Here is a 24,159-nt window from a genome sequence, read left to right as displayed (position 1 = left end):
CTGTAACCAGTTTTGACTACCTGCCCCAACCGGAACTACACGGGTTCCGTGAGCAGAATCTTGCCGAGAGACGAGGGCTGCGTAAAGGGGTGTTTTTAGTCTTGACTTCTTGGAAGAACCTTGATTCTAGGCCGCAGGTCGGGGCTTTCTCACGGAAAGCTACTTGCCCTGAAGACCATGAAACGTATAAGTAAGCACGGTTAGCATCTTAAGGAAGCAAAGTGTTTCCTAATTTCTGAAAGTTTTTGTGTCCAAGTCCTTTTCAGAAAAATCGCATTCAACGGTTTCATCACCCGTAACAGTCCGTGAGTCCTCGTCACATTCCGGGCAGTCAAGGTTTTCCGAACCACCATCTCGCGATCGCTGGCTCCTCTCCTGCTGCCGCGCGCAGTCGGCGCTGAGCCGCATGACTGTCGGAGGCAGGCGGTAAACTCATGTCCGTGATCCCGGGGTTCTGACGAACTTCGGGTTCTCGTGTTGCCTGAACTCCCGAGCACCCCGGAGATGACGAAGATGAGCCTGAATGGACTGCGGACCGCGCTGGCCGAGGACAAGTCCTTTGGACGGGTGCGCACCCAGGCGTCGAGGCCGGCGGGGGAGCGCAGCGAGGACCTGCAGATCGGGGCGCCTCCCGGGCTGCGGGCGGCGCTGCTGGCGGAGATGGTCGAGGGGCTGGAAGGTATCGCGGCGGACGGCGGGCAGGCACCCGTGGTGCTGGCGGTGACCGCGACCGGCCGCGAGGCGGAGGACCTGGCGGCGGGGCTGCGCTGCTACCTGCCGGCGGAGTCGATCGAGGAGTTCCCGAGCTGGGAGACGCTGCCGCACGAGCGGCTGTCCCCGCGCTCGGACACGGTGGGCCGGCGGCTCTCGGTGCTGCGCCGCCTGAAGCACGGCTCGGAAGGCACGGTGCCGCTGCACGTCGTCGTCGCTCCCGTGCGCGCGGTGCTGCAGCCGCTGGTGAAGGACCTGGGCGACCTGATGCCGGTCTCGCTGAAGGTCGGCGACGAGGTCGAGTTCACCGACGTGGTGAAGCATCTGGCCGCGGCGGCCTACGCGCGGGTGGACATGGTGTCCCGACGCGGCGAGTTCGCGGTCCGCGGCGGCATCCTGGACGTCTTCCCGCCCACCGAGGACCACCCGATCCGCATCGACTTCTTCGGCGACGAGGTGGACCAGATGCGCTGGTTCGCGGTGGCCGACCAGCGCTCCCTCTCGGGCGAGCACATCAAGCATCCGGAGGCGCTGTATGCCCCGCCGTGCCGCGAGCTGCTGATCACCCCGGGCGTGATGAGCAAGGCCGCGAAGCTGAAGGCGCAGATGCCGGCCGCGGCGGACATGCTGGAGAAGATCGCCGGCGGCATCGCGGTCGAAGGCATGGAGTCCCTCGCGCCGGTGCTCGTGGAGGCGATGGTCCCGTTCCTGGGCGAACTGCCCGAGGCGAGCATCGCCGTCGTTATTGAACCGGAAAAGGTGCGCGCCCGCGCGCACGACCTGGAGGCGACCAACGCGGAGTTCCTCGCCGCGGCGTGGGCCACCGCGTCCGACGGCGGGAGCGCGCCTTTGGACCTGGCGCTGCAGGGGGACCTGGAGACCGCGGGGTTCCGCTCGCTCGCGGACACGCGCAGCACGGCGCTCGAGCACCGCGTCTCCTGGTGGTCCATCACGTCCTTCAACCCGGACGACGAGACCGTGCTGGACATCGACACGCTGACGCTCGCGGCCCGCGAACCGCGGGGCTACCAGGGCGACGTGGCCGAAATGATGGACTTCATCGGCTCGCGCGTGCGGGACCAGTGGCGCGTGGTGGTGGCGACCGAGGGCCCCGGCCCGGCCTCGCGCCTGGCCGAGCTCTTCCACGACAACAACATTCCCGCCGCGCGCGTGGAGTCGCTGGAGAAGGAGCCGCAGCCCGGAATCATCGAAATTACGACGGCGACCGCGGGCAAGGGATTCGTGTTCGACGGGCTGAAGCTCGGGCTGCTCACGGAGGCGGACCTGCTGGGCCGGACCACCGCGGCCGGCACCCGCGACATGCGCAAGATGCCCTCCAAGCGGCGCAACGCCGTCGACCCCCTGCAGCTCACCGAGGGCGACTACGTGGTGCACGAACAGCACGGCGTGGCGAAGTTCAAGGAGCTGGTGCAGCGCTCGTCCGGTGCCGGACCGACCAAGACGATGCGCGAATACCTTGTGCTGGAGTACGCGCCGAGCAAGCGCGGGGCGCCGGGGGACCGGCTGTTCGTGCCGACGGACCAGCTGGACCAGGTCACCCGGTACGTGGGCGGCGATACGCCGGCGCTGTCCAAGATGGGCGGCTCGGACTGGGCGAAGACCAAGAGCCAGGCGCGCAAGGCGGTCAAGGAGATCGCCGGCGAGCTGATCCGGCTGTACTCGGCGCGGATGGCATCGAAGGGGCACGCGTTCGCACCGGACACGCCATGGCAGCGCGAGCTGGAGGAGGCGTTCCCGTACATCGAAACGCCGGACCAGCTGACCACGATCAACGAGGTCAAGGCGGACATGGAGCGCGAAGTGCCGATGGACCGGCTGGTCTCCGGCGACGTCGGCTACGGCAAGACGGAGATCGCGGTGCGCGCGGCGTTCAAGGCGGTGCAGGACGGCAAGCAGGTGGCCGTGCTGGTGCCGACGACGCTGCTCTCGCAGCAGCACTACGAGACGTTCTCGGAACGGTTCTCCGGATTCCCGGTGCGGGTGCAGCCGCTGTCCCGGTTCCAGACGTCGAAGGAAGCCAAGGAGACGCTCGAGGGCGTGAAGAACGGCTCGGTGGACGTGGTGATCGGCACGCACCGGCTGCTGTCCAAGGAGATGGAGTTCAAGGACCTCGGCCTGGTCATCGTGGACGAGGAACAGCGGTTCGGCGTGGAGCACAAGGAAGCGCTGAAGAAGATGCGCACCAACGTGGACGTGCTGGCGATGTCGGCGACACCGATTCCCCGCACGCTGGAGATGTCGCTGACCGGGATCCGGGAGACCTCCACGCTGGCGACGCCGCCGGAGGAGCGGCACCCGGTGCTGACCTACGTGGGCCCGTATACGGACCAGCAGACCTCGGCCGCGATCCGGCGCGAGCTGATGCGCGAGGGCCAGGTGTTCTTCGTGCACAACCGGGTGTCCTCGATCGACCGGCAGGCCGCGCACATCCGCGAGCTGGTGCCGGAGGCCCGGGTGGAGGTGGCGCACGGGCAGATGTCCGAGGCGCGGCTGGAACAGATCATCGTGGACTTCTGGGAGAAGAAGTTCGACGTGCTGGTCTGCACCACCATCATCGAGACCGGCCTGGACATCTCCAACGCCAATACGCTGATCGTGGACCGGGCGGACAACTATGGGCTTTCCCAGCTGCACCAGCTGCGCGGCCGCGTGGGCCGCGGGCGGGAACGCGCCTACGCCTACTTCCTCTACCCGGCGGAGAAGCCGCTGGGCGAGGTCGCACTGGAGCGGCTGAAGGCCGTGGCCTCGCACAACGAGCTCGGCGCCGGCATGCAGCTGGCCATGAAGGATCTTGAGATCCGCGGTGCCGGCAACCTGCTGGGCGGCGAGCAGTCCGGGCACATCCAGGGCGTCGGCTTCGACCTGTACATCCGGCTGGTCGGCGAGGCTGTGGCTGACTTCCGCGGCGAGGCCGAGGAGAAGGCCGCCGAGATGAAGATCGAGCTGCCGGTCAACGCCCACCTGCCGCACGACTACGTCCCGGGGGAGCGGCTGCGGCTCGAGGCCTACCGCAAGCTCGCCTCCGCGCTGACCAACGAGGCGATCGACGAGGTCGTCGAGGAACTCAACGACCGCTATGGCACCCCGCCCGAGCCGGTCACCAACCTCATCTCGGTCGCCCGGTTCCGGGTCGGTGCCCGGGCCGCCGGCCTTACCGACGTGGCCGTCCAGGGCAACTTCATCAAGTTCGCCCCGGCGGCGCTGCCCGAATCGAAGGTCATGCGCTTGAACAGGATGTACCCCGGCTCGCAGGTCAAGCCGGCCCTGGACTTCATCCTCATCCCGAAGCCCAAAACCGCCCGCATCGGCGGCAAGGATCTCGCGGATCAGGCCATCCTCGACTGGGCGCAGCAGGTCATCGACGCGATTTTCAAGGAGTAAGCACTGTAGCTTTTTTCTATAAACGCGATGCATGGTTTGGTGTGCACACGCCTGAGCATTCAATAGAGTGAACTCCTGAAGTACTGCAGCGCGATGTACCACATGAGATAAGCTAACTCGCAGCAAATCTTTCAATGAGGACGACCGTGACCTATATAATTGAATTTACCGTAACCAACTTGGCGGGTCGCGGCGACGTGATAAGCCGAAAACTCGATCGCTACGTAAACGTTTTTTGGGGATTGAATGGATCGGGAAAGACTACCCTCCTTCAGATCTTGGACTGCGCATTGAGTAACTCAACAGCCCCCCTTAAGCAGCTTCCATTCGATCACGCTGACGTTGTTTTTTACAGCGAGAAGCACAATGCTGTCATTCGTCGGGTCTTTTCGAAAAAGGAATCAGATTTCGAAATCGAGGAAGAGGACCCCGTCGAATTTTCTTTTGTTACCGAGGTGTCAACTTTAGACGACACGGACTGGTTCTCTCATAAAGAAGAATCGTGGTCAACAACGATAGAGATGCAAGGGGAAATTCCTGACCGTGCTTATTCAGCGCGGTATGCACACACATACCTACCCATCTCTCGTGTGGTTGCTAGGCGACTAATCACTTCTGGCCGGTCCAATTCGGCTGCTGCAATAAAAGAGCAGGTCTCTGCCGATGAACGCTTCGTTCAGCAAGTGAAGAATGTTTGGCTGCACTATAGTGCGTTGAGCAGTTCACGAATTCGTGAGATTCAGCAACAAGGCTTAGCATCTGTCCTCGCAATGCTTTTCGGTGGAGCGTTCGGTGCGGGAGGTGTGAACCGTCCAGAGGGTATGGAGCACGGCTCGGCGGAAGAAGCCTATGAATTAGTTCGTACTTTCTTGAGCGAGCAGAGGCTGTCTCTGCGAGTATCTAAACGAGACTTCATGGAAAAGTACAATCTTTCGGAGGAGCATCGCCGAGTTGTTGCGGAGATAAAGCAGGTTCGCCGTGAAGTGGAGGAGGCGTTGGGGCCCCAACTTGAACTCCAATCGGTCATAGGTGAAATGTATCTTGGGAATAAACATCTATTCCTTGATAAGCGCGAGCGTGGATTTTCCTCTCAATTGGAAGTGCGCATTGCAGACAAAGTAATTCCTCTTAGCTCGCTTTCTTCAGGTGAAAAGCAGTTGCTCCACGTATTATTGGAGGTCTTGGCCATAGGTCCTTCAACTATAATGATCGACGAACCAGAACTATCCCTTCACGTTGATTGGCAGCAGTCGCTCATTTTGTCCATGCAGAGAGTCAATCCCGAAGCTCAACTCCTACTGGCGACGCATTCGCCGGAAGTGATGATGGACATCCAGGACAGATACGTTTTTGAGCTATGACCAAGATTCCACAAGACATACAAGCTTTTCGTCGACGTATGCAGATGGGGCGGACGCGACTATGGGTGATGGTAGAAGGCAGAGACTACGATCGAGCCTTCTATGAAAGGCTTCTTGAGACTGTTCCAGAACTTGAGCACGCATCTGTTTCTATTCGACTTGCCGAGCAGTTGTCAGTTGATGGAATCAGTGCTGGAGGAAAGAAGCACCTTCTTAAGATTTTCCATTATTTGAAGTCAGAAGATGCCCTGACTCACAGGAACCGGAAGGGGGCAGTCGCTGCTGCATTCTTCTTAGATCGCGACATCGATGACTTCCTTGGCACCTGCGAGAATGACGTCCACGTGGTTTACACGAAAAATATGGACGTGGAGTCAGAGATACTCGCAAATGGAGACCTTATGCGTGCCCTGGGATCCTCTCATGGGCTAGGGCGCGAGCATCTGCGGCCTCTTTTCCGCGCCTTGGGTGACCCGCTCAGTTCACTAGCCATGTTATGGCGTGAGTGGATTCTCTTGCGACTGGTAGCGGCTCGGACTGGTTTGCCATCGAGCCCGCGATTTGCTTCCGTCTCTCAGATTAATGAGGACACCTATGGGGCGCTCGATGAGTCGAGTCTACAGGAATTGAAAGAAGCCGTGATCTCGCATGTTGGCGCCGATAACTGGGCATCTGAATGGTCTTTAGCTGAGCAGTATATCGGGCACAGGCTTGAGAATGGCGAGGCTGCCAGCCTTTTACACGGGAAATGGATCGCCGGGTACTTAAAGCATCTAGTGCGTGTGCATTTGGCCGAAGAAATCATAAAATCTGGTACTTCTGACCGCGAGATAATTGCGTCGTGCTTGGAAACCCTCTCTTATTCAGGCGCGTGGACTGATCATTATGTTCGAGCAGTGCAGTCTATTATCAAGTAGCTGACTTAGAGACTGCAGTAAATCGACGCCACTGTGTAGTTCTGGGCGGGATTCTGCCCGCGCTCAACTTATGGAATGGACGTAGACCGCTATGCTCCTCATTGCATGTCAGATTGACTTGGGGTGCCACGTGCGGGAGCCGGTCTGGTCCGTGGCGTAGTCGGGCCAGGCGAGTTCGGTGGGCGGCATGAAGTCCGGGTCGAGGAGTGGTGGCATGGGATCTTCCGAAACGCGGCGATCGTATTCGGTGCGGGCTTCGGCTAGGACGTCGGGTTGGGTGAGCAGGTCGACGAAGGTGCCGGCGATGGTTTTGCCAGCGGTTTCGATGGTGGGGTCGATGGTCGCGGGGATGCCGCCGAGGGCGTTCATGACCCAGCCAGGGTAGGCGCCGTTGCCGGGGGCGGGTTTGAGCGCGGGCCGGGAGACGTAGAAGCGGACGGTCGGGGCGTAGTGCGTCATTTCGACGTAGTCGTCGCTGGTCCAGTTCTTCTGCCAGGGGGCCATGTGCTCGCGCAGTGCTGCCTCGGCATCCTGCGGCGTGATGAGCTGCTGGCACTCGTCAAGGAAGGGCTTGTCCATGGGCTCGAGCCCGAGGTTCCGCTGGATGTTCCGGGCGGCGGCAATAGCTTCAGGGCCATAGACGGGCGCGCCGACGTCGGCGAGGTTGTCGTAGAGCTTCTGCGCGAGGACGTGGTTGGTGCGGCCGGGCCGGTTGCGGGCGACCCAGGTGGTTTCGAGCCGGCAGTGCGCCATGGCGGCTGCGTGCTCAGCGTTGCGGTCGAGGACGGCGAGGACGTGCTCGGCCATCTCGATGGTGGGGCAGCGCCAGGAGTACTGGATCTGCGCGATCCGCGCCGGCAGGTTGTCCGCGGTAGCTTGGCCGTGGGTGAAGATGGCATCCGACAGGGACCAGCCGCCGAAGCTCGGCAACATGGCGTCCTGCATGATGCGGGACGAGCTGTACATGCTCATCAGCGCGACGTTGGCTCCGGGCGCCCGGGCGGCGGAGTGCGAGGCCGGGATGGGTGAGTTGGGGTTGGCCGACAGCTGCCAGGTCTCGGGCTGGTCGCAGACGAAGGTGTAGACCTTGCTGTAGTAGCTGCCGCACTGGGTGTCCCAGCGGGCGGTGTTGCACAGCGGCAGCATGTAGAAGGGGTGGAAGCTGACGATCGCGTCCACGTCGTCGTAATAGCCGCACAGGCCGTGCACCACCTTGGAGCCCTGCACCTTCTCGGCTGGTTCGCCGGTGTACTTCAGGGTGCCGGCGATGCCGTGGACCTCCATGGCATGCTTGGTGGCGAGCAGGCCGGCGAGGGTGGACATACCCAGCGCCGAGTGCGGGTCCGTATGCCCGGGAGCGAACTCGCTGAGCCCTTGGCGCGGTTCCTCCTGATGGCCTGCGGCCTGGCAGTTGCCGGGCACCGCGTCGTACTCGGCGTAGGTGAGCAGGACGGGGCCGCCGTCGCCGTTGCTCCAGCTGGCGCTGAAGGCGGTGGGCATGCCGCCGCTGCCGGCCTCGACCTCGAAGCCTTCCTCGCGCAGCTTGGCCACGTACCAGGCCGCGGACTGGTACTCGCGCCAGGCCGGTTCGGCCAGTTCCCAGATGTGCCGGTGCCACTCGGACAGGCGCGGCATGTTCGCTTCGATCCAGGCGCGTGCGGTGGACTTGGCTGCGCCGGTCAGGCCGGCGGTGGCGGCGTCGGGCAGGACGTCGGTCATGGGGAGTGCTCCTTGGAATCTTGCGGTGCCGGTTCAGCTGGCGAGCCGGGCGAGGGGGACGTGGATGAGCTGCAGGCCGCCGGCGGACTGGGCGTCCCGCAGGGCGTCGGCCAGCTGCTGGTGCGTTTCGATGCGGCGGCCGTGCCCGCCGAAGGCGGTGGCGAGGGCGGCCCAGTCGGGCTGGTGGAGGTTGACGCCGACTTCGGGCATGCCGCGGTCGCGTTCGTTCTGCCGGATTTCGGCGTAGCCGCCGTTGTCCACGCAGACCACGGTCAGGTCCAGGCTCTGTTCGACGGCGGTGGCCAGCTCCTGGATAGCGAACATCAGGGCGCCGTCGCCGGCGACGCAGACCACCGGCCGTTCCGGGGCGGCGATCTTGGCGCCGATGGACGCGGGCAGGCCGTAACCGAGCGTGGCGTAGGCCGGTGTGTACAGCAGGCTGTGCGGCTGGCGCTGCGGGATGAACGTGGACGTGCCGAAGTAGGTGATCTGCGAGGAGTCGCCGCCGATAATGGTCTCCGGCGCGACCGCCTGGCCAATGGTCTCCGCGATGGCGGCGAGCTCGGGCGAGAGCGCGCGGGCCTGCTGCTCCAGCCCGGCGCGCAGGTCAGCGAGGTCTATGGCCGGGGCCTGGTGCCCGTCCAGTGCCGTCACCAGTTGGGGTACGACGGCGGCGGCGTCGCCTACCAGCCCAAGGTCCGCCTGTACATTCTTCCGCAGCTGGGATTCGAGGATGTCGATCCGGACGACGGTGCCCCTCGGGGTAACGGCGCCGCCCCACATTTCCGCCTCGCCGACCTTGGAACCGATGATGAGCAGCACGTCAGCCCCGTTGCAGAGTTCCTGCGCGCCGGGGAGCCGGATGTTGGAGCCGAGGGACAGCGGGTGGTCTTCCGGAATCGCGGCCTTGCCGTTGAGCGAGGTGACGACCGGGGCCTGCAGGATTTCTGCCAGCCGCCGCACGCCGGCATCGGCCGGGAGCGCACCGCCGCCGGCCAGGATCACCGGCCGCTCAGCGGAACGCAGGATGTCCGCGGCGGCCAGCACGCCGCCGTCGTCCGCCCCTGCGGGTGCCCGGCGGTGACGGTCATCGAGCAGCTCGGCCGGGCAGCCGTGCGAAGTCTCCAGCACGTTGAGCGGGACCTCGATGTGGACCGGGCGGGGCCGGCCGTAGCGGAACAGCTCGAACGCGTCGTGAACCGCCTCCACCGCTTCGCGGGCGCTGTGCACGCGGCGGCTCCACTCCACGATGGCGCCGGCGGCTGCAGTGGCGTCCTTGGTTTCGTGCAGGGCGCCGATGTCCGCGAACTCCTCGCCCTCCGGGGCGCCAGGGGAGAGCACGATCAGCGGCCGCGATTCGCAGTAGGCGGTGCCGGCGGCGGAGAGCGCGTTGAGCAGGCCGGGCCCGGAGGTGGTGATGACGACGCCGGGCAGGCCGGTCTGCTGCGACCAGCCGTCCGCCGCGTAGCCGGCGCCCTGCTCGTGCCGGGTGGTGACCGGGCGGATGCCCAGCGGCTGCAGATGGCGGTAGAACTCCAAGTTGTGGGTGCCGGGGATGCCGAAGATGGTGTCGATGCCGTAGTTGCGCAGCACCGTCATGATGGCGAGGCCCGCGTTGTCCGTCGGGATGAGGACGGGCGGGGCCTCGACGTGGCCGAGTGTTTCCATGCCGGGCTCCTAACGCGCGCTCGCGGCGGACAAGGCGGCCGCCGGTTCGGTGGTCTGGTCCGCAGTGAACCGGCAGGCGCCGTCGATCCAGGTCTGCAGGACGCGGATGCTGCCGATCTCCTCAGGGGCTGCGGCGAGCGGGTCCGCGGCCAGGACGGCGAAGTCGGCGCGCTTGCCCGGTTCCAGGGAGCCGAGCTCGTGCTCGCGGCCAAGAGCCTTGGCCCCGTTGAGGGTGTGGCCGATCAGTGCCTCGCGGGCCGAGATGCGCAGGTTGTCCGACCCGAGCCGGTGGCCCAGCCGGGTGACGCGGGTGACGGCGGCCTGGATGGCCTCCAGCGGACGCGGTTCGGCAACCGGAGCGTCCGAGCTCAGCGTCACGGTCACGCCCTCGGCAACGAATTCGCCCAGCGGGTTGAAGCGCTCGCCGGGGGTACCGATGGCCGCGGTGACGCCCTCGCCCCAGTTGTAGTAGTGCTGCGGCTGGTTGACCGGGTAGATGCCTGCGGCGGCCATGCGCCGGATCTGCTCCGGGGTCGGGAGGCCGCAGTGCTCGATGCGGTGGCGGGCGTCCGGATCCGGGCGTTCAGCCTGCGCTGCTTCTATCGCGGAGATGACCATTTCGAGCGCGGTGGGGGACTGGGCGTGCGTGGCGGTCTGCAGCCCGGCGAGGTGGGCCTTGCGGATCAGCCCCGCATAGTCCGCCGGCTCGTGGTAGAGCTGGCCGGTGCGGCAGGGATCACCGACGTAGCCGTCGGGGAAGTACGCGGTCCAGCCGCCGAGGGTGCCGTCGGCGTAGAACTTGATGCCGGCGAAGCTCAGGTGCGCGTTGCCGAACTGGCCGTGCAGGCCCATCTCCAGCGCGTCGTCGAGCAGGTGGGAGAGCAGGTACATGCTGACCCGGGTCTTGAGCTGGTCCTGCTCGGCCAGCCGCAGGTACATGTCGAACTCGCGCCTGGACACCTGGCAGTCGCCGATGGTGCTGACGCCGCCGGCCAGGAAATTCTCCTGCGCGGCCTGCAGCTGCCGCAGGTGCTCGTCCGGCTCGTCCGCCAAGTGGAAGTTCGGGCCGTGGTGGCCGACCTTGACCCCGTCGAGTCCGGTGAGGATGTTGCAGGCGGCGTCCGAGAGTTCGCCGGTGAGTTCGCCGTCCGCGTCACGGAAGAAGACACCGCCCTGCGGGTCCGGCGTGTCCCGGGTGACGCCGTGCAAAGTGAAGGTGAAGGAATTCACTACGCCGCCGTGGCCCGACGCGTTCATCAGGTAGACCTCGCGGTCAGTCGCGACCTGGTCCAGTTCCTGCCGGGTCGGATGGCGCCCTTCGGCAAGGTTGCGGTGCTCGTAGCCGTAGCCGCGCACCGGCAGCCCCTGCGGCGTCGTTTCCGCCGCCGCCTTCAGCAGCGCGACGATCTCGGGGATGCTCGCAGCCTTGCCCGGGCCGCAGTCCACCCAGCTCATCATCTGGCCCAGCATCAGCGGGTGGGCGTGCGGGTCAACGAATCCGGGAACGACGGCGGCATCGCCGAAGTCCTGCAGCTGCGGTTCCGCCATGGTCAGGCGGGCGGCCGCCCCGCGGCACTGGGCCACGGTCCCCGTGGCGACGATGTCCGGACCAAAGGTGAGGAAGGCCTCGGGGGAGGGATCGCCGTCGGACAGGGTATGGATGGTCCGGGCGGTGACAATCACGGGCACGTGGCCGAAGGACTGCCGGTGGAAGCTCTGGAGTTTGCGCAAGTCGTGCTCCTGGGAAAGTGGTGCGGAGGAAGGGGATCAGGCCTGGACGGATTCCAGCGGGAACAGGGGAGTGTCCGGCGTTCCGTGCCGGAGCCAGCTGACGACGTTCTGGGCCTGCTGGCGCACGTATTCGGAATCCGTGCGGTCCGACAGGTAGGCCACGTGCGGTGTGACCAAAGCTCGCGGATGGGCGACGAGCGGGTGGTCCGCGGCCGGCGGCTCCTGGTCGAGGACGTCCACGGCTACGCCGGCGAGGTGCCCGCTGTCGAGGGCCTCGACGACGGCCGGGACATGGAGGAGCTGCCCGCGGCTGACGTTGACCAGGTAGCTGCCCGCGGGCATCCTGCGGATCGCGTCTGCGTCGATGAAGTGCTCGGTCTCGGGAGTCAGCGGCACGTGGAGCGAGAGGACGTCCGCAGTCCGGAGCACCTCGTCCAGGTCCGCCCGGCGGATACCGGCAGCCCGCAGGTCAGCGGCGGTCTCTGTGGTGTCCGGCAGCATCGGGTCGTAGCCGACGACTTCGCCAAAGGTGGCAGCTGCCAGCGTGCCGAGCTTGCGCCCGATCCGGCCGAGGCCGACCAGCCCGAGGCGCCGTTCGCTGAGCCGCGGCGGGAGGATGCCGTTGCGGACGTTCCAGTTTCCGCGGCGGACCTGCCCGGCGTAAAAGGGCATGTCGCGGGTGACGGCCAGTGCCAGCGCGAACGCGTGCGTGGCCACCTCCTCGGTCGCTGCCGCGGGGATGTTGGTCACCCAGATTCCGCGGTTTCGGGCGGCCTCGATGTCCACGTTGTTGAAGCCGACCGACATCAGGGCGATGATCCGCAGGTGCGGCAGCACCGCGATGACCTCAGCGGTGATCTGCGCGTAGCCGGCCAGGAGTGCTTCGGCACCGGCCGACTCCCGGGCGATGACCTCCGGGTCCTGGCTGTCCAGGTAGCGGACCTCGAACCCGGCGGATTCGAGCAGGGCGACGCCGGGAGCGAAGTCCGTGTCGTCCATGTCCGTGTAGACCGCAAGGGGCCGGTCCCGGCTCGGGATGTTAGTGGACATGGCTGAGGAACCTCTTCGTGCGTTCATGCTTGGGATTGTTGAAGAACTGGTCCGGGGCGGCCTGCTCCACGATCACGCCGCCGTCGAACAGGCTCACCTCGCTGGCAACCCGGCTCGCGAAGCGGACCTCGTGGGTCACCACGATCATGGTCATGCCGTCCGCGGCGAGGTTCTCCATCACGTCCAGGACCTCGCCAACCAGTTCCGGGTCCAGGGCGGAGGTGGGTTCGTCGAAGAGCATGACCGAAGGGTTCAGCACCAGCGCCCGGGCGATGGCGACGCGCTGCTGCTGGCCGCCGGAGAGCTCCGACGGATAGTGTTCGGCCCGGTTCTCCAGGCCCACGCGCTGCAGCATCTCCATGGCCAGTTCCCGGGCCTCATGATGGGACACGCCCTTGACCGACGTGAGCCCGAGCATGACGTTCCGCACCGCCGGCAGGTGGGGGAACAGGTTGAACTTCTGGAAGACCATGCCGATGTCCTGGCGCTGCCTGGCCAGCAGGCGTTCCGGAAGATGGACCGTGCGTCCGCGGTGCTCCTTGGTGCCGATGGTCTCGCCGCGCAGCTTGATGCTGCCGCCGTCCGAGGGTTCCAGCAGCGCCATCAGCCTGAGCATTGTAGACTTCCCCGAACCCGACGGTCCCAGTACTGCCTTGACCTGGCCCTTGCGGATTTCGAAGTCGACGCTCTTGAGGACTTCCTGGCCATGGTAGGCCTTCTGCAGGTTTTCGACATGCAGGATCGGCTGGTTCACGGCGGGAGCCTCCTGGGCTACAGCTGCACTCTGGGTCATGACAGTCCTGCTTTCGCGGCGGGAGCCAGCGCCCGGCTCTTCTTCACGGTCGCCCTGGACGTCCAGGCGAACTTCTTCTCGATCATGCTCTGCAGCAGGGTCAGGATCGTGACGATGATCAGGTAGTAGATGATGGCGGCGGCGTAGTACTCGGCGTAGCGGAAGGTGATGTTCACGCCGACCTGGGCAGTGGTCAGCAGCTCCCGCAGCGAGATCACGGACGCCAGTGAGGAGTACTTCACCAGGCCGATGAACTCGTTGCCTGTGGGCGGCAGGGCGATACGGATGGCCTGCGGCAGGGTGATCTTGAGCATCACCTTGGTCGGCGACATACCCAGCGCCCGGCCGGCCAGCGACTGGCCCTCGTCCACGCTCAGCAGGGCTGAGCGGATGATTTCGGCCATGAAGGCGGCCTCCACGAGGCCCAGGCCGATGAAGGCGGCAATGAAGGGCGTGAACCAGTCCTGGCTGAAGATGGGGATCAGCTGGGGCAGCGCGTTCCACATGATGAGCAGGACCAGCAGCGCCGGGATGGCGCGGAAGAACCAGACGTAAACGTTGGCCGGCGCCTGGAACGACCTCTTCCGCGAGGTCCGGCCCAGGGCCACGAAGAAGCCGATGAGCGTGGCGAGGATCAGCGACAGGACGGCGACCGCCACGGAGATGAGCGCGCCCCACATGTACTCGGGGCTGACAAGTTGCTGGAAAAAGATCTCGGGATCAAACAGCATGGATTCACTTCCTAGGAGCAGGGGCGCCGCCTGAACGGAGACGGCGCCCCTGCCTTGGCCTTAGTTGACTTCCAGGATTTCCGGATCGAGGTTGTACTTCTCGGCGATGGTCTTGAGGGTTCCGTCCGCCTGGAGTGCCTTGAAGGCCTCGGCGACCGCGGGGCTCAGGTCGTCGCCCTTGCGGGTGAAGACGCCGAACTGGGTGTCCGTCTCGAAGACTCCGGGGGCCACCTGGAGTTTGCCCGCGTTCTGGGTCTCCATGTACGACGCCGCCACATTCGTTTCGATCAGGGCGTCCGCCTTGCCGTTGAGCACGGCGAGGACGGTTTCCGCCGTCTTCGGGTACTCGGTCAGCTTGGGGGCTTCCTTGCCCGCCGCCGAGCATTCCTCGGCGAGTGCCTTGATCCGCGCCGCGTTGCTGGAGGCCGCTTGGGCCGCCACGTTCAGGCCGCACAGGTCGGTGGGGGTCTTGAACCCTTCGGCCTTGGCCGGGGAAGCGAGGATCGCCGGACCGGCGTTCATGATGGGTGCGGCGTCCGCGACCTGGAGGCGTTCTTCGCTCATGTAGAGGCCGCCGAGGATCATGTCGCAGCGGCGGCTCTGCAGCCCCGGCATCAGGCCGTCGAAGGCCGTGACTTCGAACTTGACCTCGACGCCCCAGTGCTCGGCCAGCGCCCGGCCGGCGTCGGCGTCAAAACCGATGATGTCGCCCCCGGAGCCGTCCTTGTAGTACTCAAGCGGCGGGTACTCCGGGTCGATGCAAAGCGTCGCCTGCCCGTCGTTGACCAGGCCGGCGGGGGCCTTCCCCGAGCCCGCGGCTTCTTCGCCGCTGGCCGCGGATGAACCGCAGCCTGCAAGGGCCAACACGGCGGCCGATGCTGCCACGGTGAGCTTGATTCCTTTATACATGGAAGTCTCCTGAATGCGCGTCGTGGGCGGCTGTAGCTGACACTGCCACCCGCTGAACGGTATGGAGACGATTCTGTGGGACGTTTCACGGCCCGTCAAGCAATTTTTTCGTTACAACTTTATTTCACGAACGATCTGTAGAACTATGGCTGCTTATCGTTCCATCCAGCGCCTTCTGTGCGGGATGCAACAGCAAAATTGATGCAAAGCCGAGGTGCAACTTGGTATAAACAAGGGCATGAACGATTTTGAAGAACGTCTGGTGCGGCACCTCCAGCAGGACGGACGGGCTCCGTACAGCGAACTGGCCAAAGGGCTCAACACGTCCCGGGCTACCGTCGCCGCACACGTGAACGCTCTGCTCGAATCGGGCCAGCTGCGCATCGTCGCCGCCGTCCATCCCCGCATCCTGGGGCTGAACTGCCTGGCGCACGTCGCCGTCGAACTGGCCGGCGACCCCACCCCCGTGCTCGCTGCGATGGAGTCCATGGAGAGCCCCGTTTTCATCTCGCAGACCACAGGCCGTTATCACCTGGCCGCGGAACTGCGCATGCCGACCATGGCGTCGATGTACGAGCAGACCGAGCTCATCCGCGCGCTGCCCCAGGTCGCGTCCGTCAACGTGACCATGTACGAGCGAGTGATTCGAAGCTTTTTCCTCGGAACGGAACCGAGCTTGCCGGGCCTGGAGTTCGACGACGCAGACCTGCGCCTGATGAAGCTTCTCCAGCGCGACGGGCGCGCATCCTTCGCCGAGATGGCGACAGAAGTCGGTCTGTCCGTGAGCGCCTGCCGGACGAGGGTTCTCCGGCTGATCGACGCCAACGTCATGCAGATCGGAGCCATTCGGCGCCGCGCGGAAACGTCACAGGCAATGGCCTTCGGCTTCGGTATCAGCACCTCAGGGAACGTCGACCAGGCGGTGGATTACCTCCAGCAGGTCGCCGGCACCGAGTTCATCGCCAAATGCCTGGGCCGCTACAACCTCATCGCAACGGTCGGAGTCGCCTCCGTCGGGGAGTACAACCGCGTCACTTCGGGGCTCCGCCAACTGGACTCAGTGAACACCGTCGACACCTGGCTCCACGCCGAAATTGTCAGGGAGCGTTACGAGAAATCCCTCGATACCCTGGTCGACTCCATCGCCGACAGGGACGGCTGAGGGCGCCCGGAGAACCGGACGACCTCATTTGGCCGGCGCTAGGAAACGCGGTTCAGGGTTCGGCAGTTGCTATGAGACACGCGTCAGCGTCCCGCAGTCCTCCACCTCGAAGCCCTTGGCCACGGAAGGAATCTCCACGTAAGTCCGGGCGGAACCGTAGTAGTTCTCGATGACGTCATCGAAATCACCGGTGAAGCCGCTCAGAGTGGTCCAGTAGCAGCTGTTCCCGGTACCGGAGGCCTGATACAGACCCGGACGGATATCGACACCGACGCGATACGTTCCGTCGGCAGTGATCTTGGATGCGTTGACGCCCGTTGCCGGTGCAAGAATCCACGTGCCGCAGCCGCTGGTTTCGAAGCCGCGGTCCGCCGAAGTGATATGTACGTAGGTCCGAGCGGGTCCGTAGTAGAAGTTTTTCATTTCGTCGGAATGGCCGGCGAAGCCGGTGAGGGTTGTCCACGAGCAGTCGTCGCCGGATCCCGTCGCCTTATAGAGACCAGGCTTGATATCAATGCCAACGCGATACGTTCCGTCGGCAGTGATCTTGGATGCGTTGGCGCCGGTTGCCGGTGCAAGAATCCACGTGCCGCAGCCGCTGGTTTCGAAGCCGCGGTCCGCCGAAGTGATATGTACATAGGTCCGAGCGGGTCCGTAGTAGAGGTTTTTCATTTCGTCGGAATGGCCGGTGAAGCCGGTGAGGGTTGTCCACGAGCAGTCGTCGCCGGATCCCGTCGCCTTGTAGAGGCCGGGCTTGATATCAATGCCAACGCGGTAGGTTCCGTCGGCAGTGATCTTGGATGCGTTGGCCCCCGTCTTCGGCACCGTGGTCCATTTGCCGCACCCGCTGGTTTCGAAGCCGCGGTCCGCCGAGGTGATCTGCACGTAGGTCCGTGCCGACCCGTAGTAGCTACCGTTGACGTCGTCGTAACTGCCTGAGAAACCGCTCATGGTCGTCCAATAACATCCATTGCCGGTGCCGGTGGCCTTGTACAGGCCGGGCTTGATGTCGGTGCCCACCCGGTAGGTGCCGTCCCTGCTGATCACGGTGCGCGGCGGAGCGGGGATTTCCACGGCAGCGCTGGTGGCGGCCCGGTTGTGGTAGCCGGTCTTGCGGGCCGTGACGCGGACCGTGATCTTCTTGCCGTTGTCGGCGGTGGTCAGCTTGTAGGTACGGTATTTGGCTCCGCTGATTGCGGCGCCGTTGCGGTACCACTGGTAGGTGTACGACGACGGCGTGGCGGAGTAGGTGCCCTTGCTGGCGGTCAGCGTGTAACCGGCCTTCTTGGTGCCGCTGATGGTGGGCACGGACTTGGTAGCCATGGAGGCCTTGCCTACCGTAACGGTCGGCGATGTGGCTTTGCGGGTGATGTAGCCGGCCTTGCTGACCGTGACCCGCACGGTGATTTTGGTGCCGACATAGCCGGAGCCGAGGTAGAGCGAGCTCTTCGTGGCGCCCTTGACGGCCTTGCCGTTGCTGTACCACTGGTAGGCGATCTTCGAACCGGCGGTCCAGCCTTGGCTGACCTTCAAGGTCTGCCCGTAGCGGGCGCTTCCGGAGATGGACAAGGTCTTCGTCGCGACGATGGAGCCCGCGGCAACCTTGCGGGAGACCGACCAGCGGTCCAGGGTTGTGTATCCGGTCCGGGTGGCGCGGACCCGCACCTTCAGGTACTGACCGTTGTCCGCCGCAGCCGGGGTGTAGGTGCGTGCGGTGGCGCCGCCGATCGCGCTGCTGCCCCGGTACCACTGGTAGGCAAGGGTGGCACCGCTCGGGGACCAGGTGCCCGGGTTTGCCGTCAGCTTGGACCCGACCTTGGCAGTCCCGGCGATGGCGGGGGCAGGAGCAGCGGTAAACGTGCCCTTGGCGACAACAATCGACTTGGACGCCAGGGTGAGCGGGTTCATGCCGGTCCCCGTTGCAGTGACGGTGACGGAGAGTGTCTGCGCCGCGTCGGCCGGAGTCAGAGTGTAGCTGGAAGACACCGCGCCGCTAATCGCGGAGGTGCCGCGATACCACTGGTATGCGACAGTTCCCGAGGGGGATAGCACCGGGGTTGCTACGGACAGCTTCTGTCCGACCGTCGGCTTTCCGGCGACGACACCGTCCCAGGTAGCGGTGAAGTCGCTGTCAGGAATCTCCGCCGTCGCCGGAGCGGAAGTTTCCGGCGATGGTGGCGGCTCAATGGGGGCGGCGGTTGCCGCCGGCCCGGAGAAAAGGCCGAGAACAAGTGCCCCGGCGCCGAACATGACTGCGGCAGAGCGGAAGCCGCGCGCACGGACGCGCGGTGGCTCTGCGGAAATGAAATCAAGAGACACGAAAAATGCCCTCCCCCAACTGACGGCCGGTGCTTCCGGCCGCGAATATCTTAGGGCTTCAACGGTATGGAAGAAACGTTTATCCAAATGATGGACAAACGCAATCTCTGCTCTGGCGACCAGTGCCGAATTGGCAGGAAACCCGTCCGGCGTTGGACGGGGCTTCGGTGTATGTGACTCAGGTTCGAACGGCTCCGATCTGCTGCATCAACTTCAGCAAGTCGGTCACGCCCCAGTGTTCGACCGCCTTTCCGTTCTCTACGCGGATCATGTCCATCGTGTTGAACTCGACAGTCTTTCCCGTGGGTGCGATGCCTAGGAATTCGCCATCGTGCGTACCGGTGAGGACGACCCGGGTTGTTTCCATGTCCCCGGCGCTGATAACCGGCTCGATTGCCTTCGCCTTGATGTCCGGGAAGGCTGATCTGAATGTGTTGACGTAGAACCGGATCCCGTCCAGGCCGGGTGGCTGCCCGGGCATCGGCTCCTCGTGTTCCGTGTAGCTTTCGCTGCCCAGCTCGTTGATCAGGTCCAGGTTGCCTCCCTCCATGACTTCCCGGTAGAACCGCTCGATGATTCCCGCTCCACCAGCCATCTCCGGCTCCTTCCCCTGCACAGATGCCCCCACACTCGATGCTCCCACCGCCGGTATCGCGACACGCCGCCTCTCCGGGTTCTGTGTTCTACCGCCAACTGGATTGTGCTCAGACGGCTGTCTTTATTGCGGTTCCGGCCTGCTCGATCCGGTGCAGCAGGTCTGCCGGCAGCCTGATGGCCGAGGTTTCGAGGTTCGTCTGCAGGTGCTCCGGCCGCACAGTGCCGACCACGGCACTGGTGACATGCGGGTTGTTGAGCACGTAGGCAAGGGCGACCTGGCTGGCCTTGAGCCCTTCGACGTCGTTGATGAAACGGAATTTACGGCCCTGGATGAACTTGTGCCGGTGGTTCTTCAGGGCGCGCAGCAGGTACCAGACGTCGCTCGGGGCGGAGATCTTGAAGATGTCGCGCGAGTAGAGAGTCTGTGCCAGCGGCGATTTGACTATGATGCCCGTCCCGGCCTTCCCCGCGGCCGCAATGACCGGCGCCAGCGAGCGGTCCACCAGGTTGTACTCGACCATGAGGCAGTCGAAGATCCCCAGCTTCAGGGCGCGCTTTGCGCCACCCGGCCCGGTCGATATGCCCAGGGCGCCGACCATGCCCTTCTCCTTGAGCCTGAGCACGGTTTCAACCGCCGGGTCGGCGGGGCTGGGATAGCCGTGAAAGTGCAGCAGCGGCATATGGTCAAGGTGCAGTCGCCGCAAGCTGTTGCGCAGACTGTGTTCGATCGAAGCCGGCGAATAGTCCTTTGCATTCCGCCCTCCTGACCAGAGCGAGCCCACCTTGGTGGAAATGACCAGGTGCTTGGCACGCCCGCGGAGGATCCGGCCCAGCCGTGCTTCGGCGTTGCCACGGCTGTAATTGGGGCCGGTGTCGAAAAGGTTGATCCCGCCGTCGAGCGCCTGTTCCACCAGCCGTGCAGCCTGACGTTCGTCGAAGGCCTTCATGCCCCAGTATCCGCCGGCACCGAAGCTGATCTCTGACACTGATAGCCCGGTTTGTCCGAGCGCTCGCTGTTTCATTATTCCCCCTTAGGCCCTGACCTACATGGCCGACCCAGTCAAAGGATATGGCACCTGCTAGGAACTGCCCGGTGCGGCATCCTCCGAGGCCAAACGGGCCAGTTTGGCCAGGACGCGGCGCGTCTTGGATTCCTGGTCGTCGTCGATCGAGAGCCCCAAGGCTCGGACCGCGGTCTCGAGGCCCTGCTGCCGGCGTTCGGCGTCGGTCTCAGAACGGATGGAGACTTCGAGGAAGTCCAAATCGGCGACCTCCCACCGCTCGATGTTCGTGTCGAATTTCCCGACCGGGACGTTCTTCCATTTGGTTGCCCGGATCGGACCGAGCGGGGTCAGCCCGGCGAAAGCTATCCGAAGAGTGCCGCAATCATGAAGGAATTCCCGCTGTTTACCGGCTAGGAGAGTGTCGGCGTCGGCCCCCTCCGAGACCACGCTGGCAATCAGATCGGGGTCCAATTCGATAACGGATGAGGCGGCCAGCGTCCGCCGTTGCCCGGTCCAGTCTTGCTCAACGCGGTACTCGAAGCCGTTGCCGTCCGTGAATCCAGCGGCCCATTCGGGAGTCAACTGCGTTCGCCGGCAGGGCCGCAGCTTGAGCGTAAAGTCGCCGGATTTGCCGCTGCGTGCCCGGAGCACCACTCCACCCGACAGCAGAGGCAGGTCCGGCTCGATGCCGGGGGTCAGGTCCTCGAAGAACCAGATACTGCGTTCCAATCCGCCGGTAAGCCCTAGAGCCGACAATGCGTCCTCCGGGGGCCCCGCCACGTTCACTTTGCCTTCCACGGGATACCCGGTCGGCGACATCCTCGCTCCCACCCTTGTGTAGTCGCGATCCCGCAAGGGGACGGAGTGCTTGATCTCCGCCACAGACTACTCGGCGCGCGCCCCGGCAGCTACGGGCTGAAGGTCTCAAGACGGACCGGACAGCGCTCTCCCGCATTCACGCGCTGTCACGGAAGCGGCCGCTCGGGCGAAGGCCGCTATCTTGGGAGCAGGCGGCGCAGACGCGTGGCCCGGAGCACAGGAGGCAGTTCGTGACGCACTGGCGGATCCGCGATTTCCATTCGACCGACCTGGACGGCATCCTGCACCTCTGGGAGTCGCTGAAGGCCACGAACGTCGAACCGGTGTACGCGCTGTCCGAGGTGATGGCTTCCTGCGAGAAGGACCATGCGGTGGTGGCGGTGATGGGCGATCAGGTGGTGGGCGCCGCCGTCGGCCGGGCCGCGCATGACCAGGGCTGGATCGTCTTCCTGGCCACGCTGCCCGAGTACAGGAACCGGGGGATCGGCACCTCGCTGCTCGCCGCCGTCGAAAACCGGATGGCGCCGCACGGGCTGAACAAGCTCTCCGCGCTGATGCCGGAGTCCGAGACGCGGATGGACGCCTTCCTGGACCGCGGCTTCGTGCTGAAGAAGAACTTGCGCTACTTCGAGCGGACCATCCCGATCCAGCGCCAGGAGCTGGAGCCGCTGGGGCTGCTCGGCGGCCGGATCCTGGCCCGCGACCTGTGGGAGAACGTGGCCGGCATGCGGCGCGAGAAGGAGCTGCTGGAGCGGCGCCTGGTCCTGCCGCTGGCCGAGTCGGACCTCGCGGACGAATACGGCGTGGTGCCGCCGCGCGCCGTCGTGCTGTTCGGGCCTCCCGGCACCGGCAAGACCACGTTCGCGAAGGCGATCGCGTCCCGGCTGGAGTGGCCGTTCGTGGAGGTCTTCCCCTCGCGGCTGGCCTCGGACCCGAAGGGGCTGGCCGGTGCGCTGCGCGAGACGTTCCTGGAGATCGCGGAGCTGGAGCACGCCGTGGTGTTTATCGACGAGGTGGAGGAGATCGCCTCGCAGCGGGCCGGGGATCCGCCGTCGCCGCTGCAGGGCGTGACCAACGAACTGCTCAAGATCATCCCGGCCTTCCGCGAGCAGCCCGGCCGGCTGCTGGTCTGCGCCACCAACTTCATCCGCGCCCTGGACTCGGCGTTCCTGCGGCACGGCCGGTTCGACTACGTCATCCCGATCGGGCTGCCGGACCGCGAGGCGCGCGAGGCGATGTGGCGGCGCTTCATCCCGGAGGCGGTAGTGGGGGACGTGGACATCGCGCTGCTGGTGGAGCGGACCGAGGGCTTTTCGCCGGCGGACATCGAGTTCGCGGCGCGGAGTGCGTCCCAGCGGGCGCTGGAGAAGGCGGTGTACGACGACGGCGGGACCGGCCACGCGGACGCCGGCATCTTCGGTGCGGGGGAGCGCAGGGGACCGTCCACCCAGGACTACCTCGACGCGGTCGGCGACACCCGAACCACGGTCAGCGAGGACGTGTACCGGGAGTTCCTCGACGACATCGACGTGCTGGGCCGCGTGTAGGCACCGCGGTCGCGCGAGGTCAGCGCCCGCCGTCGCAAGTGGCCCAAGAAGCGCCTGACCTGCGGCTAGACTGCTTCCGTGCATCCTGAATGGCCAGTCCTCATCGCCGTGCACGCCATGGCCGCGGCGTACTCGATCCTCTTCGGCGCCTTCCAGCTGCTGCGGCGGACGAAGGGCGGGGCCATCCACCGGGTGGTGGGGCGGATCTGGGTGGCGGCGATGTACGTGGTCATCCTGACCTCCTTCGGCATCCGCACGCTCAACGGCGGCTTTACCTGGCTGCACGGCCTTTCGGTCTTCACGTTCTTCACCGTCAGTATCGGGCTCTGGGCCGCCCGCACCGCAAGGATCCCCGCGCACCGGTCCTACATGGCCGGCAGCTACTTCGGTGTCCTCGGCGCGTTCGTCGGCGTCGTCGCGGTGCCGGACCGGAGGATCCCGCAGATGGCCGTGAACGACCTGCCGGGATTGGCTCTCTGGGCGGGTTGCATCCTGCTGACCGCGGGGTTCGCCGTCGCCGGAACAGTGCTGCTTGGACGGGCGCGAAGGCCCAACGGGCCCGCAGCAACAAAGGCCTCTACGCCTGTAGTGTGACGGCGGCAACCCCCAAGTTTGGGGTGCCGACATGCCATCCCGCCACCGCGAAACCCGCGAGTAACCCCTCATGATGAAAGGAAGCATTTATGGGGGATGCCTTTTGGGGAACGTGAGATGCAAGGGGGATGTATGAAGCAATTAACAGCCGGGTACGCCGAGCCCATTTCCGTTCGGATGATCGGCAACCTCGAAGTGCGCCGTGGCGACACCGTCATGACCTCGGAAGCCTTGGGCAGCCCGAAGGTGCGGCAGATTTTTGGAATCCTGCTGCTGCGGTTGGGGGCGCGGGTCTCCAAGAGCGAGCTCATCGAGCTGCTCTGGGATGGCAGGCCGCCGCTGAAGGCGCAGGCCACCTTGGAAAGCTACGTCAGCGTGCTGCGGCGCAGCCTCCAGCCGGGGGTCGCCAAGACGGGCCCGCTGCGGACCGCTACCGGGAGCTACCTGCTCGATCCCGACCTGGTGGAGGTGGACCTGGTCCGCTTCAACGGCCTCGTCGCGGAGTCCGAAGGGGCCGCTCCGGAGGAGGCCTACCCGCTGCTGGTGGAGGCGCTGAAGCTGGGTTCGGCGCCGCTGCTGGCGGAGGAACTGGATACCGCCTGGGCCGAGGAAGCGCGTGCGCAGCACTCGTCCACGGTCACGTCGGTGCAGATCCGGGCGGCCGAAATTGCGGAGCAGCTGGGCCGGACGCAGGAGGCGCTCGACTGGGCCGGGCAGGCTGTGACGTCAGCACCGTTGAACGACCGGGCCTGGTGCACCCAGGTCCTCGCCTTGGAGTCCGCGGGCCGCTACGTGGAGGCGCTGCAGTCCTATGACAAGTGCAGGCGCGTGCTGGATCGCGAACTTGGCTGCGCTCCGGCGCCGGACCTGCGGGCCGCCCATATGCGGCTGCTGCAGAAGACCGCACAGGACGACGGCGAGCTGTACGAGGTCCTGGAGGCGCTGTTCTACCTGAACGACCGTTTGCGCGGCCAGTCGCGGCATCCGGGCATCCATGCACCGGGCAAGCGGCCGCAGGCTTCGCCGTCACGGACGACCACGGCACGCCGGGTCATCCATTCCTTCCTCGACAAGGCGCAGACCGTCGCCTGATCCGCAACCGGACACTTCTCGAACAAGGCACAG

At 65.1% G+C, this 24,159-nt stretch carries 18 protein-coding genes; 7 read left to right on the top strand and 11 right to left on the bottom strand.

Going from position 1 to position 24,159, the window contains the following annotated elements; translation table 11 throughout:
* The first annotated feature begins 513 nt into the window (after positions 1-513).
* The 3 genes from mfd to AHIS1636_RS11650 all read left to right on the top strand — a co-directional run bounded on the left by mfd (position 514) and on the right by AHIS1636_RS11650 (position 6,391).
* A complete protein-coding gene (mfd, locus tag AHIS1636_RS11660; protein WP_264795999.1) occupies positions 514-4,113 on the top strand; it encodes a transcription-repair coupling factor in 3,600 nt (1,199 codons plus the stop codon).
* Positions 4,114-4,259: 146 nt separating this feature from the next.
* Positions 4,260-5,474, top strand: coding sequence for an AAA family ATPase (locus AHIS1636_RS11655; protein WP_264795998.1), 1,215 nt, complete (start codon positions 4,260-4,262; stop codon positions 5,472-5,474).
* Positions 5,471-6,391, top strand: coding sequence for a hypothetical protein (locus AHIS1636_RS11650; protein ID WP_264795997.1), 921 nt, complete (start codon positions 5,471-5,473; stop codon positions 6,389-6,391). Before AHIS1636_RS11655 ends, AHIS1636_RS11650 begins: the two co-directional genes overlap by 4 nt.
* A gap of 108 nt (positions 6,392-6,499) precedes the next feature.
* Here the strand turns inward: AHIS1636_RS11650 and AHIS1636_RS11645 are convergent, their stop codons facing one another.
* From AHIS1636_RS11645 to AHIS1636_RS11615, 7 genes are read right to left on the bottom strand one after another with little or no spacing between them, the layout of a single operon-like run.
* Positions 6,500-8,110: a zinc-binding metallopeptidase family protein gene (locus AHIS1636_RS11645; RefSeq protein WP_264795996.1), complete on the bottom strand. Its 1,611-nt coding sequence runs from the start codon at positions 8,108-8,110 to the stop codon at positions 6,500-6,502.
* 33 nt (positions 8,111-8,143) lie between these two features.
* Positions 8,144-9,778, bottom strand: coding sequence for a thiamine pyrophosphate-binding protein (locus AHIS1636_RS11640; protein ID WP_264795995.1), 1,635 nt, complete (start codon positions 9,776-9,778; stop codon positions 8,144-8,146).
* Between the two features lie 9 nt (positions 9,779-9,787).
* On the bottom strand, positions 9,788-11,509 hold the full coding sequence (locus AHIS1636_RS11635; protein ID WP_264795994.1) for an amidohydrolase: 1,722 nt from the start codon (positions 11,507-11,509) through the stop codon (positions 9,788-9,790).
* Between the two features lie 36 nt (positions 11,510-11,545).
* Positions 11,546-12,559, bottom strand: a complete 1,014-nt coding sequence (locus AHIS1636_RS11630; RefSeq protein ID WP_264795993.1) for a C-terminal binding protein — start codon at positions 12,557-12,559, stop codon at positions 11,546-11,548.
* Complete coding sequence (locus AHIS1636_RS11625) at positions 12,549-13,352, bottom strand: amino acid ABC transporter ATP-binding protein (RefSeq protein WP_275116377.1); 804 nt, start codon at positions 13,350-13,352, stop codon at positions 12,549-12,551. The genes AHIS1636_RS11630 and AHIS1636_RS11625 overlap by 11 nt, the downstream gene beginning before the upstream one ends.
* Positions 13,349-14,083: an amino acid ABC transporter permease gene (locus AHIS1636_RS11620; RefSeq protein WP_264795992.1), complete on the bottom strand. Its 735-nt coding sequence runs from the start codon at positions 14,081-14,083 to the stop codon at positions 13,349-13,351. Before AHIS1636_RS11620 ends, AHIS1636_RS11625 begins: the two co-directional genes overlap by 4 nt.
* Before the next feature lie 60 nt (positions 14,084-14,143).
* Positions 14,144-14,992: an ABC transporter substrate-binding protein gene (locus tag AHIS1636_RS11615; RefSeq protein ID WP_264795991.1), complete on the bottom strand. Its 849-nt coding sequence runs from the start codon at positions 14,990-14,992 to the stop codon at positions 14,144-14,146.
* Positions 14,993-15,230: 238 nt separating this feature from the next.
* Here AHIS1636_RS11615 and AHIS1636_RS11610 point away from each other — a divergent pair, with 238 nt between their 5' ends.
* Positions 15,231-16,154 (top strand): Lrp/AsnC family transcriptional regulator, encoded by a 924-nt coding sequence (locus AHIS1636_RS11610; RefSeq protein WP_264795990.1) that lies wholly within the window; start codon positions 15,231-15,233, stop codon positions 16,152-16,154.
* A 69-nt stretch (positions 16,155-16,223) separates the two neighbouring features.
* On the opposite strand, the gene AHIS1636_RS11605 is transcribed toward AHIS1636_RS11610, so the two are convergent.
* The 4 genes from AHIS1636_RS11605 to AHIS1636_RS11590 form a co-directional block, all read right to left on the bottom strand.
* Positions 16,224-18,140 (bottom strand): Rv1352/Rv1906c domain-containing protein, encoded by a 1,917-nt coding sequence (locus AHIS1636_RS11605; RefSeq protein WP_264795989.1) that lies wholly within the window; start codon positions 18,138-18,140, stop codon positions 16,224-16,226.
* A gap of 511 nt (positions 18,141-18,651) precedes the next feature.
* Positions 18,652-19,068, bottom strand: a complete 417-nt coding sequence (locus AHIS1636_RS11600) for an ester cyclase (RefSeq protein WP_264795988.1) — start codon at positions 19,066-19,068, stop codon at positions 18,652-18,654.
* Positions 19,069-19,177: 109 nt separating this feature from the next.
* Positions 19,178-20,056, bottom strand: coding sequence for an aldo/keto reductase (locus AHIS1636_RS11595; protein ID WP_264795987.1), 879 nt, complete (start codon positions 20,054-20,056; stop codon positions 19,178-19,180).
* A gap of 93 nt (positions 20,057-20,149) precedes the next feature.
* The gene (locus AHIS1636_RS11590; RefSeq protein ID WP_264795986.1) at positions 20,150-20,956 is read right to left on the bottom strand and encodes a hypothetical protein; all 807 of its coding nucleotides are present in this window, start codon (positions 20,954-20,956) and stop codon (positions 20,150-20,152) included.
* 167 nt (positions 20,957-21,123) lie between these two features.
* Between AHIS1636_RS11590 and AHIS1636_RS11585 the strand changes: the two genes are divergently transcribed.
* From AHIS1636_RS11585 to AHIS1636_RS11575, 3 genes are all read left to right on the top strand, one after another.
* Entirely contained in the window at positions 21,124-22,440 is a 1,317-nt protein-coding gene (locus AHIS1636_RS11585) for an ATP-binding protein (RefSeq protein WP_264795985.1), read from the top strand.
* Positions 22,441-22,518: 78 nt separating this feature from the next.
* Positions 22,519-23,034, top strand: coding sequence for a DUF2306 domain-containing protein (locus AHIS1636_RS11580; protein ID WP_264795984.1), 516 nt, complete (start codon positions 22,519-22,521; stop codon positions 23,032-23,034).
* A 132-nt stretch (positions 23,035-23,166) separates the two neighbouring features.
* The gene (locus AHIS1636_RS11575) at positions 23,167-24,126 is read left to right on the top strand and encodes an AfsR/SARP family transcriptional regulator (RefSeq protein ID WP_264795983.1); all 960 of its coding nucleotides are present in this window, start codon (positions 23,167-23,169) and stop codon (positions 24,124-24,126) included.
* Positions 24,127-24,159 lie beyond the last annotated feature (33 nt).

Source organism: Arthrobacter mangrovi (genome assembly GCF_026011795.1).
Taxonomy (GTDB): Bacteria; Actinomycetota; Actinomycetes; order Actinomycetales; family Micrococcaceae; genus Crystallibacter; species Crystallibacter mangrovi.
This window is presented reverse-complemented; position numbering and strand designations above follow the sequence as displayed.